Origin of the sequence: Xylophilus sp. ASV27 (assembly GCF_016428875.1) — a bacterium.
Classification (GTDB): Bacteria; Pseudomonadota; Gammaproteobacteria; order Burkholderiales; family Burkholderiaceae_C; genus Xylophilus.
Genome location: NZ_JAELTO010000126.1, coordinates 1 through 11409, shown reverse-complemented (window position 1 = coordinate 11409; position 11409 = coordinate 1). Strand labels below are relative to the sequence as shown.

General features: G+C 65.6%; 10 protein-coding genes and 1 pseudogene. 9 read left to right on the top strand and 2 right to left on the bottom strand.

Annotated elements, in window-relative coordinates:
* The 8 genes and pseudogenes from JHD63_RS19655 to JHD63_RS19620 form a co-directional block, all read left to right on the top strand.
* A partial coding sequence (locus JHD63_RS19655; protein WP_198972493.1) for a TIGR03752 family integrating conjugative element protein occupies positions 1 to 902 on the top strand: 902 nt, incomplete at its 5' end.
* Complete coding sequence (locus tag JHD63_RS19650) at positions 889 to 1377, top strand: TIGR03751 family conjugal transfer lipoprotein (RefSeq protein ID WP_198972492.1); 489 nt, start codon at positions 889 to 891, stop codon at positions 1375 to 1377. The genes JHD63_RS19655 and JHD63_RS19650, both read left to right, overlap by 14 nt.
* Positions 1377 to 4216, top strand: a pseudogene (locus JHD63_RS19645) (conjugative transfer ATPase). The gene JHD63_RS19650 and the pseudogene JHD63_RS19645 overlap by 1 nt, the downstream one beginning before the upstream one ends.
* Entirely contained in the window at positions 4213 to 4671 is a 459-nt protein-coding gene (locus tag JHD63_RS19640) for a TIGR03757 family integrating conjugative element protein (protein WP_198972491.1), read from the top strand. The pseudogene JHD63_RS19645 and the gene JHD63_RS19640 overlap by 4 nt, the downstream one beginning before the upstream one ends.
* Positions 4668 to 5954, top strand: a complete 1287-nt coding sequence (locus JHD63_RS19635) for a TraU family protein (RefSeq protein ID WP_198972490.1) — start codon at positions 4668 to 4670, stop codon at positions 5952 to 5954. Before JHD63_RS19640 ends, JHD63_RS19635 begins: the two co-directional genes overlap by 4 nt.
* Before the next feature lie 67 nt (positions 5955 to 6021).
* A complete protein-coding gene (locus JHD63_RS19630) occupies positions 6022 to 7368 on the top strand; it encodes an integrating conjugative element protein (protein ID WP_370590585.1) in 1347 nt (448 codons plus the stop codon).
* Entirely contained in the window at positions 7365 to 7799 is a 435-nt protein-coding gene (locus JHD63_RS19625; RefSeq protein WP_233168467.1) for a hypothetical protein, read from the top strand. Before JHD63_RS19630 ends, JHD63_RS19625 begins: the two co-directional genes overlap by 4 nt.
* Positions 7800 to 7813: 14 nt before the next feature.
* Positions 7814 to 9448 (top strand): conjugal transfer protein TraG N-terminal domain-containing protein, encoded by a 1635-nt coding sequence (locus JHD63_RS19620; protein WP_198972489.1) that lies wholly within the window; start codon positions 7814 to 7816, stop codon positions 9446 to 9448.
* A gap of 5 nt (positions 9449 to 9453) precedes the next feature.
* Here JHD63_RS19620 and JHD63_RS19615 read toward each other — a convergent pair whose 3' ends face one another.
* Together JHD63_RS19615 and JHD63_RS19610 are read right to left on the bottom strand one after the other, a co-directional pair.
* Positions 9454 to 9699: a hypothetical protein gene (locus JHD63_RS19615; protein WP_198972488.1), complete on the bottom strand. Its 246-nt coding sequence runs from the start codon at positions 9697 to 9699 to the stop codon at positions 9454 to 9456.
* A 352-nt stretch (positions 9700 to 10051) separates the two neighbouring features.
* Complete coding sequence (locus JHD63_RS19610; protein WP_198972495.1) at positions 10052 to 10342, bottom strand: H-NS histone family protein; 291 nt, start codon at positions 10340 to 10342, stop codon at positions 10052 to 10054.
* A 27-nt stretch (positions 10343 to 10369) separates the two neighbouring features.
* Between JHD63_RS19610 and JHD63_RS19605 the strand changes: the two genes are divergently transcribed.
* Positions 10370 to 11188, top strand: coding sequence for a SprT-like domain-containing protein (locus JHD63_RS19605; RefSeq protein ID WP_233168466.1), 819 nt, complete (start codon positions 10370 to 10372; stop codon positions 11186 to 11188).
* Positions 11189 to 11409 lie beyond the last annotated feature (221 nt).

Sequence of the window (11409 nt, the reverse complement as noted above, 5' to 3'; positions counted from 1 at the left end):
CCCCCCCCCCCCCCCCCCCCCCCCCCCCCCCCCCCCCCCCCCCCCCCCCCCTTTTAGATGTGTATAAGAGACAGGCGCAGGCGCAGCCCGGCGCGGCATCCCGCGCCGCGCAGGCTGCGGCCGCGCCCAAGCCCGAGGCCTACTTCACGCTTCCCGAGAACTCGACGCTGGCAGGCGTGACCGCCATGACCAGCCTGATCGGTCGCGTTCCGGTCAATGGCCGGGTCACCGACCCGATGCAGTTCAAGGCCATCGTGGGGCGCGACAACCTGGCCGCCAACGGCTGGGAACTGCCCGACGACCTGGCGGGCATGGTCATCACCGGCGTCGCCATCGGCGACATGGCGCTGTCCTGCACCGAGGGCAAGGTGCGCAGCATGACCTTCGTGTTCAACGACGGGTCGATCCGCACGGTGTCCTCACGCCGCGGCGGCAACGCCTCGGGCAACGCCGGCATGGGCACATCGTCCTCGAACGTGGACCTGGGCTTCATCAGCGACCTCCACGGCAATCCCTGCATCCAGGGCAAGTTCGTGACCAACGCTCCGAGCTACCTCACCGACATCGTGGGCGCCAAGGGCCTGGGCGTAGCGGCCGAGGCGCTGGCACAGGCCCAGACCACCACGCTCAACCGCGGCGATTCGACATCGTCCGCCGTCACGGGCAACGCCGGCAGCTTCGCGCTCGGGCGCATGGGCTCGGGCGCGGCCGACGAGCTCACGAAGTGGCTCACCGAACGCCTCAAGAGCAGCTTCGACGCCGTGGTGACCCCGGCCGGGCAGCAGCTCGTCGTGCACCTGGACGTGGAGGTGCAGATCGACAAGCCGGTCAACCTCAGAAAGATCGTGCACCGCACGCAGTCCACCAACACCCCCTCTGGAGCCCGGCATGGCCTCGACTAAGGCACTTCTCATCGCTTGCACACTGCCGCTGGTGCTGGCCGGCTGTTCGGTCAGCGGCCCGCGCGAATCGCCACTGAAGGAGGCGACCAAGGGCAGTCCGACCGTCCTCGACGTCTACCGCGGCAAGACCCGGGAGAGCCAGGCGCCGGAGGGCGGCCGCGTGACCGCCCGCGACCGCCTGGAGCGCGATTCACCGGCACGTCCGGTGGCCGCAGGCGATGCCGATGGCCAGACCCAGCGCTATTGGTCTGCGCTCGATCCGCTGCAGCAGCGCTTTGCCCGTGTCCCGAATCCCGACCTGGTCATGGTGGTGTATCCGCATCTGGCGCGTGGCAAGTACCCGGTGCCGGGCTACGTCACGGTGTTTCCGATGTACGAGAACACCGAGTACGCGATGCCAGGGGAGGTGCAAGAGGACCTTCGCCGCGGCCGCACGGCGTTTATCGGGCGAGTTCCGGCCGGAAGGAGCCGCTGATGGCCCTGCTCGACACGCTGCTGGGGCGCAAGCCTTCGGCCGACGCCCCCAGGCGCAAGCCCATGACCGTGGCCGAGCGGCGCCGCATGGCGCTGCGGCCGCCGTCCTTCACCGAGCTGCTCCCCTACGTGTGCTACTCGCCGACCGAGCAGGTCTTCGCGATGCGCGATGGTGCCACGCTGGGCGCCATGTTCGAGCTCGACCCGGTCGCCACCGAGGCCCAGCCGCTGAGCTACCTGCAGGAGCGCTGCGCCAAGGCCAAGGAAGCCCTGCAGGCCATTCCCGAATCGGACGGCTCGCCCTGGATCCTCCAGTTCTTCCTGAATGATGACCGCAACGTGGAAGCCCTGAACCAGAAATTGCACGACTACATCCTGAGCCAGCACAAGGACAATCCCAAACGCGCCAAGGAGGTCATCGAGTCGGAGTACACGCAGTCCGTGATGGCCGAGATGCGCAAGCACCTGGACCAGGTATCGCGCCCGCAGGGCCTGTTCGTCGATACGCTGGTGACCGGCCAGGCCTGGCGCGGCCAGCAACGCCGGGTGCGCTGCTGCATCTACCGCAAGTTCACCGGCCTGGCCAGCGAGCCGGGCGAGCCCAGGCAGCAGATGGAGGCGCTCGCCACCACGCTGCTGGCCACCTTCAACGAGGCCGGCGTGACGGCGCGGCGCTGCGACGGCAAGGACTTCTACGAGTGGCTGCTCGCCTTCTTCAACCGCAACCTGCGCTGGGCGCCGACCGAAGGTGAACTGTTCCAGAAGGCGCCCTACCCCGGAGAAATGCCCGAGGGCATGTTCGACTGGGACCTGGCGGAGTCCCTGACGCTCACCCAGCCGCGCGCGGACCTCGAAGGCGGCTTCTTCGAGTTCAACGGCGTGCCAGTCAAGGCCCTGGCGCTGCAGAACCTGCGCGGCCAGCCCACGATCGGGCACTTCACCGCGGAGACCAGGAACGGCAAGGAGAGCTACGCGCGCTTTGACCGCCTGCCGCCAGGCTCGATGCTGTCGATGACCATTACCGTCGCGCCCCAGCACAAGATCGAGCGCCACGTCGAGAACATCCGCGATCGCTCCCGCGCCAAGACCGCGACGGCCATGGAGGCGCATGCGGAGTGCGAGCGGGTCCTGCAGCACATGGTGAACGGCGACAAGCTGTTTCCGATGTTCATGACCCTCTACCTCACGGGCCAGGACCGGGCCGAGCTCGATTCCGCGATCTCGGAGGTCAACGCCCTGCTGGTGCCCACGGGCATGCGCTTCGTGGACCCACGCCAGGACCTGGTGCCTCTGGACACCTTCGTGCGGGCGCTGCCGTTCAACTTCGACCCGGATTTCGACCAGCGCTACATGCTGCGCTCCCGGCTGACCTTCGCCAGCCACGTCGCAGCGCTGGCGCCGCTGTACGGACGCTCGCGCGGCACGCCACACCCGGGCATGTGGTTCTGGAACCGCGGCGGCGAGCCGCTGTTCATGGACCCCTTGAACAAGCGCGACCGCAAGAAGAACGCGCACATGCTGATCCTCGGGCCCACCGGCGCGGGCAAGTCCGCGACGCTGAACTACCAGGCCATGTTCTCCATGGCCGTGCACCGGCCGCGCCTGGTCATCGTGGACGCCGGCATGTCGTTCGACCTCCTGGTCCAGGACATGGCCGCCAAGGGCCTCTCCACGCACAGGGTCAAGCTGACCATGGACTGCGAGGAGTCGCTGCCCCCGTTCGTGCACGGCGCACGGCTGCTGCAGGACGAGGAGATCATGGGCTCCTACCACGCCGCGGAGAACCAGGCCAAGCTCAACGCGGGCCTGCCGGTGGACGAAGCGGCCGATGGCACGAAGATCATGGCCACCGTCGACAACGTCATCGACCAGGAGCAGGGCGATGCGGAGGAGGACGTGGACGAGAAGCGCGACCTGCTCGGCGAGATGCTGATCGCAGCGATCATGATGATCACCGGTGGGGAGCAGGCCGAGGTGGCGCGCATGACCCGCGCCGACCGCTACCTGGTCACGCGCGCCATCCTGCAGGCCGCGATCCGCGCCGCCAAGGAGCACCGCAAGCACCCCCTGACGCAGGACGTGGCCATCGCGCTGATGGCGATGCACAACGACCCGACGCTTTCCTCGCACCGCCAGGCGCGCGCGGAAGAGATGGGGCAGTCGATGATGAGCTTCACCCAAGGCCTGCGCGGCAAGCTCTTCAACCGCTACGGCGCCGACTGGCCCGACGCCGACGTGACCCTGGTGGAGATGGGCACGCTCACCAAGGATGGCTACAACGACGCCCTGGCCGTGGCCTACACCAGCCTGATCGACTCGGTGCAGTCGCGCGGCGAGGCCGCGCAGGCTGAAGGGCGGCCGTTGATCATGCTCACCGATGAAGGGCACTTGATCACCACCAACGACTTGCTGGGCCCGAAGGTGGCCAAGGCGACCAAGATGTGGCGCAAGCTCAACATCTGGTTCTGGCTTGCCACCCAGAACCTCAAGGACTTCCCCGACAGCATGGACCGGGTGCTGTCCATGTGCGAGTTCTGGATGCTGCTGACCATGGACAAGTCCGAGATCGAGGAAGTGGCCCGGTTCCGCTCGCTCACGCCCGAGCAGCGCCACATGATGGAGTCGGCGGTCAAGGAGCCGCCGAAGTACACCGAGGGCGTGCTGATCAGTGCTACCGGGCAGTGGCTGTTCCGCAACGTGCCGCCGGCGGTGCCGATCGCGCTGGCGATGACGGAGGGCCACGAGAAGGCCCATCGACGGCGGCTCATGGAGGAGCCGGCTGCACCGAGCTGGAGGCGGCCTACCGCGTGGCCGAGCAGCTGGCGGAGGCCCGGGCATGAAGCGGATCCTCGTTCTCTGCGCCGCACTGGCCACCGCACTGGCCGCCGCGCCCTTCGCCGGCGCCGTCCGGGCCCAGAGCGCAACGCCCGCGGTCACCACGGTCGAGGTGTTCGCCAACAGCGCCACCTACCTGAGCGCGCCCTCCAACCCTCCTTACGTCCTGCAGGTCTACCGGGTCGACGCCATGGCGCGGATCGGGCGCGAGCTCAGCATCCGCCTGCCTGGCAATGAGGAGCAGGCCAAGGCCTACATGCTGCAGCAGGAGGCGCAGATCCGCGCCCGCTACCAGGACCAGATCGTGCAGGCGGCAAACGGCATGTCCCTGGCGATCCACTACCGGCTCAACCGCCTGCCCGCCGTGGTGATCAACCGCGAATCGGTCATCTATGGCGTGGCCGACGTGCAGCACGCTGTCGGCCTGTATCTCCAATCCAAATCGAGGGCGCAGCGATGAAGCGCCAGCACGCGATCCGCAGGCTGCGCAGGACGCTCTGCGCACTGTCGGCGGGAGCCTTCCTTGCGGCCAGCCAGCCCGCTGCCGCCATCACGACTCCGGGCGTCATCGCGGCGACGGCCTCCGCGGCTCTGTCCTGCCTGTCCTATCGGGTGCAAGGCGTGTGCTTCTTTCTGCGCTGCAAGCTCGCCGCATGCTGGATCGAGACCTCGATCAAGATCAGCCACTACGTGCCGGACGTGGTGATCAGCACCTACAACGAACCCCTGCGCCATCCGTGGACGGACCTGGGCACAGTGGTCGCAACGACCTTGAACGGGGCAACGTCCGCCGTCTTCGGCCGGCTGTCCGATTCTTCCGCGGGGGGACTGGACACGCCTTCGGCGATGGCGAATTTCAAGGGCGCCGATGCGATCGGCAACCCCGCAGGGATGCTCGCGCAGATGATCGCCGGCGGCACCGTGGCGGTTCCACCGTCGCTGGCCATCCCCTCGGTGACCGAGCTCATGCGATTCCCCAGCCAGGAGCTGCCCGCCATTGCGCGTCAATGGACGCAGGTTCCCACGGAGATCGTGAACACGGTGGCCTCCGATGCCAAGAAGATGCTCGATGCGCCCGGGCAACTGCTCTCCGGCCTGCAGACGATCATGAAGAGCATCGAGGGCGTGCGCCAGGTGATCGAGATCGCCGACACCGTCTCCCAGGTCTCGGGCGCGGTCGGCTCGTTTCAGCAGATCGGCAACATCATCACCGGCGCGACCGGCGGCGCCATGCTGATCTGCCCGGGCGGCGCCAGCCTGTTCGGGCTGCACTTCCAGTCCGAGCTCGATGCCCCCTTCTGGCGCGGCGTGCTGCCCCTGGAGCTGCTCTACCCCGCTTCCTGGGTGCCCGGGCTGGGCGAGGTCGGCTCAGGGTACACCCAGACCTGGGGACCGACCTATCCGCGCCAAGGCGAGATCATCCAGACGCACCCGGTCAAGGCCTCGGCGGTCCTGGCCGAGCGTGTGGCCTCGATCATCTACAAGCCGGCGCAGCCGCACATCTACACGCGCGTGACCCCCAATGGAGGCGGCTACGTGTACTTCGGCAGCAATGCCTATCAGTGGCAGATGCTGCATCCGAACGTCTGGTCCGGGTGCCAGACGTTCGGCGCGAACGACTCGCTCTCGCTGACCTCCTTTGGCGATGGGCAGACCGATTCTGCGGACGGCTACGCCTGGAATTTCTGGAAGCACTACGTGTGCTGCCAACAGCGCGGTTTCTACCTCTACTCGTTCCCCTGAGAGGCCCACTGTGTCCACACCTCTACCCGCTCTATCCCATCGAGCCGCCCGGCTGCCCAGGATTCGACTGGCCGTCGCTGCGACCGGTGCCGCCCTGGTCATGATCGCGGCCGCGGCACCGGTGCAGGCCCAGCCCGTGTCGTCTTCCAGTCTGTACTACCGCATGGGCGGCGGCTCGCCCACGGGCACCGCCCTCAACCGCGGCGCGCTTTCCACCAACCTGAGCGCCGGCGTCCGCGCGAACTACTCCTGCGGCAAGTTCGACATCGGCGCGTCCTGGTCCTCGCTGATGAACAGCATCCAGAACCTGGGCGCGACCATCACCGGCGCGGTGCAGGCCGGCATCGCCGCGCTGCCCCTGTACTTCCTGCAGCGCGCCCAGCCCGGGCTGTACCAGCTGTTCCAGAACTTCAGCCAGAAGGCCGACCTGCAGGTCGCCGCAGCGCTGAAGTCCTGCGAGGACATGGAGGCCATGATCAAGGCGGGCAAGGACCCCTACGAGGACTACGTCGCGCTGGCCAAGGGCGATGCCTGGAAGATCAGGGCTTCGGCCGGGGGCGACGTGGTGCAGGCCAAGATCGACATCAACAAGAACGAGGCAGCGCAGCGCGCCGGGCTGAACTGGGTGTTCGGCGGCCGCGCCGGCGGCGTGGGCACGCCGCCGATCCAGCCGATCCGCGACCTGGCCGTGGCCGGCTACAACGTGACGATCAACAAGTCGGCCAGCACGCTCTCCACGGCGAACTACGGCAGCTCCTCGCTCGCCTCGACGCGGCTGGTCCAGGCCTTCAAGACGCCCGATGACCTCGCCCGGTGGAGCACCGAGGTCCTGGGCGACCAGAAGATCTACCTGTGCTCGCAGGATTCCAGCTGTCCGTCGGGAACGTCCACCGTGACCGCGACGGGTCTCTCGCCCAAGTACGAGCAGGAGCTCGACGGCGTGCTGCCCGCCATGCGCACGCTCTCGTCGTCCAGCACCTACAGCCAGGCCGACCTGGCCAAGGTCAGCGCCCCGGGCATGGCGGTGAGCCCGCAGTTGATGGATGCCATGCGCAAGCTGCCCACGGACATGCGCTCCGTGGCGGTGAACCGGCTGTCGCAGGAGATCGCCATGCACCGGGTCATCGACAAGGCGCTGATCGCGCGCAACGCGCTGATCTCTGGGCTGAGCCTGCCCCAGGCCACCGCGGCCGCGCAGGTCAACACCGAGGTGCAGACCAAGATCGACCGGCTGACGCAGTTCATCAACGACATGATGTTCGAGTTCCGCATCCGCAAGGAGATGACGGGGGATACGGCCCTGGCCATCATCCAGAACCAACTCGCCGGCGGCGCTTCATCCAACGAAGTCACCGGCGGTCTGCGTGCAGATCCTGCACCGATTTTCGATGGCAGGGTGGAGGTGCGGCCGTGAAGGACGAGCTCGACGTCGGCGCGGTTGTCGGCCAGCCGCACACCGGAGCTGCGGACATGCCGGCCGCGAACGTGGACGGCCCGCGCAGATTGCGCCGGTGGTGGACGTGGATCGCCTATGGCGCCCTGCTGGCATCCGTGGCCGCCATCGTGATGGTCTCCCTCCTGGCACTGCCGCCTGACGCGCTCCTGCGCGCGATGGCATGGCTGCGCGGGGCCTCGCATCTGGGCGTGCTTCTGCAGATCGCCCTCTGTGCCTGGATCATCGCCCGCTGGTCGCGCCTGATCGCGTGGGCGCGCCGGCGCGGGCTCGTCACCAAGGCCGAACATCGGGACGTGCTCGCCATGCGCTGGCGCGCAGCGGCACTGCTTGGCGCCTACCTGCTGGCCGTGCCCATCGGTCCGGCCAGGCTCCTGGTTCTCTTCGCCTGATTCGGGACATCGCCATGCAACTCGACAGCTATCTCGAACTGTTCACGACGATGTATGGGTGGGCCTTCGCCAACATCATCGGCGAGATCCTGGTCGGCACCGGCCTGGCCGCCCTGCCCTTCGCGCTCATCGTCTTCAACGCCTGGCGGGAAGCCAAGGAGCAAGGCATGGGCTTCAACGGCGCGTTGTCGCTGCTGGAGTCCATCCAGACCCGGCTCTACACCGCGCTGTTCGTCATGAGCGTGTGCTTTGCCACGACCCCCATCACCTCGCTGCACAACGTCAACCTCAGCTACACGCCCACCCGCTCCCTCGACAGCAAGGAGCCGCAACCCGTCTCGCTCAAGAACGGAACGCGATCGAGCTATGACGCGGCCATGGCCGATGCCGTGTCCGGCGCCTTCAGCAAGTCCGGCAACCTTTCCTACGTGCCTGCCTGGTGGTACAGCGTGATGGGCATCTCCTCGGGCATCAACAGCGCCTTCCGGGCGGGCTTGAGCAGTTCCACCCAGGACCTGCGCATCGTGGAAGACATGGCGCGCATGGCGACCATCGAAGACCCTGCCCTGCTCCACGAGTTGCAGCGCTTCTATTCCGAGTGCTTCATCCCGGCGCGCAGCCAGTACCTGGCCATGGACAAGAGCACGATCTCCGCCACGGGCAAGACGATCCTGGCCGAGGGCAGCGCCTACGGCCCCACGGACGTGGACTGGGTCGGCAGCCAGTTCTTCCGGACCGAGCCGGGCTTCTACTCCACGAACCGCTCATACAACCCGGTGCCGGGCTGGGCCATCGACTTCTCCCGAGACACCGATTACATCCAGACGCCCGCGCCCGAAGGCACCCCCGAGGCCGGCTACGTGAACCCCGACTGGGGACGGCCGACGTGCAAGGAGTGGTGGGAATCGAGCGACAAGGGAATACGCGAGCGGCTCACCAACAACACGGCCGCGTGGCGTCGACTGACGGAGAAAGTCCAGAACACCCTGACCTTCAAGTCGTCCAACGAAGCCAAGGACAGCGTCGCGCGGCTGGGCTTCGAGAAGGCGAACCCGGTATTCGTCAGCCCGGAACGCATCATGGGCAACGACTATGGCAATGGCACCAACCTGCTGCGCACGATCACGGGCGCGGCCAGCACCATCGGCGTGGCGAACAAGGCGCTCGACGCATCGCTGTCCATGGTGCCGCTGCTCAACGCCCTGCCGATGATCCAGGCGCTGGTGCTGATGGCGCTTTACCTGTTCCTGCCGTTGATCATCTTCTTGAGCGGCTATGACCTCAAGGTGATGTTCTACGGCACGATCGCATTATTCACCGTGAAGTTCTGGGCGGTGCTCTGGTACATCGCCCGCTGGGTGGATGCGCGATTGATCAATGCGATGTACCCGGGTTTCAGCGGGTCCGCCATCATGCAGGAAATCACCCAGAGCTTCAGCTCCGCGCAGCCGCAAGTTTATAAAAGGATGATACTGAACATCCTGCTGATGTTCATGTTCATCGGGCTGCCTTTAATGTGGTCGGCAATACTCGGGTGGATCGGAGTCAAAGTCGGCATTGATAGCGACTGGCTGAATCAAACTCGCATCATGACGAGCGGCGCCGGAAGCGGTTCAAGATCGGTGCCAATTAAAATAGGAAAAAAATGACGAAATCAATCTTCGTACATATCGCGGTATGCACGAAGACCAAACCCGTCGATTTCCCCGGCAGCATATGCTCTTTCGGCATCTGCAAGATTTGAAACCGAAGGCATCTCTTTTTCACCTTCGTCAACATGCGTGAGAATTGACAAGGCTGCATTTACAAGCCCGGAAAACACAGCACCTCCGAGAATCACGAAAACCCGGAATACGAATTTAATGGTAGAGAAGAAGAGCCGCAGCAGAAAGTCAAACATGTCGATCTCCGAAATAGTCCCTGATCGAGATCACGTCAGCATCCTGGGCGACTGCGCCTTGCGCAAAGTCCAAACCGGAAGGCCCACGTGTGACGTCGCGCCACACGCACCAGGTAGATCACGGAACCTGGTCATCCAAGAGAGTCACTGCTCGCTCGCAGCGCCATGTGACCGATGCTAGCGGCTTGCGCGCATCGTGTAAAGCGCGAGCGCCCTGCGAAAGGGCCATCCCTCTGGTGTCTGTGGCATGGCATCGAGCGCAAGCGTGCCTTCCTGAGGTCTGCAGACTGCCAGGAAGGAGTTCCAAACGGGCCCGAACCGTTCGGGCCGCCAGTTGGGGGGAGGCGTCAACTCAGAGCACGAACCTGGCGCGATCCTGCCCTTGAATCCACCGCGGAGGCTTGCCGCGTCCCGTCCAGGTCTGTCCGGTGCTCGGGTCGCGGTACTTCGGTGGCACCGAGGTGCCCTTGTTGGAACGCACAGTACCTCTGCCGAACACATCCGACTGGGTCAGGCTGTATTCCGCGATGAGGTCTTGCGTCCGCTTTACAGCATCCGCGAGGCCCGTTTTGCGCGCTTGCGCGATTTGAAGCTCCAGCGCCTTACCTGGGCGCTGGTTTGTGTTTGAGCTGCAGTGATTTATTCGTCCTTTGTAATGCACAATTCAACGATGGATATGGTGAACACACTCCACTTCCCGGCGGAATCGGCCCGCAGCGCGCCGACCAGCGAAACCTATTCGGAACTGCAACTTGCCTACGATCACTTCAATACGCGGTTGTTCGACGGGCAATTGCCTCAGTGCCTGATCACGTTGCAGCGCGAGCGGCGCACGTGCGGATATTTCTCGCCCGACAGGTTCGCCTCGCTCGATGGAAGCACCACCGACGAGATCGCCATAAATCCTGCGTACTTTGCCGCGGTACCGATCATCGAAACCATGCAGACGCTCTGTCACGAGATGGTGCATCTGTGGCAACACCATTTCGGCACGCCAGGCCGCGGCCGCTATCACAACGAGCAATGGGCACGGAAGATGGAATCCATCGGTCTCATGCCCTCCTCTACCGGCCAGCCTGGCGGCAAGCGCACCGGCGACATGGTGGCCGACTACGCGATCACGGGAGGCCGGTTCCTGGCGGTATGCCAGGAACTGCTGACCTCCAGTTTTCAGCTCAGTTGGTACGACCGCTTTCCCACTCTGGACCAGGTGCGGCTCGGGCAAGCCTCGATGGCCACGCAGATCACGGGCATGCAAGGCACCAAGTCCCCCATGGAGATGGCGCCGGCGCTGGCCGAAGCAGTGCGGCCGGTCCGTGGCGAGACGCCGCAGGCCGGTGATGGTGCAGCGGACCTGGCCGCCCCAGTGAACAAGTCCAACCGGCTGAAGTACACCTGCAACGGCTGCGAGCCGGCCATCAGCGTGTGGGGCAAGCCCGGGCTGAAGATCCTCTGCGGGGAGTGCGGGTCGGCGTTCGAGGTGGTGTAGGGCTCGGCAAAACCGCGTGCCGGGAATGCCACATCAAGCCCGACCTGCTGCTGATCTACCGCAAGTCGGATGCCGACACCCTCCGGCAAGGTCAGCCTAAGGCAACGCTGAACAAGTCCCTCGCGTGTCGCGCATCCCTGCTGTGGGCGGTCTGCGGCGTTGCAAATCCTCGCCATAGCTGCGGCTATGGCTGCGGTTTGCGCCTTGCATCCCATCCCACA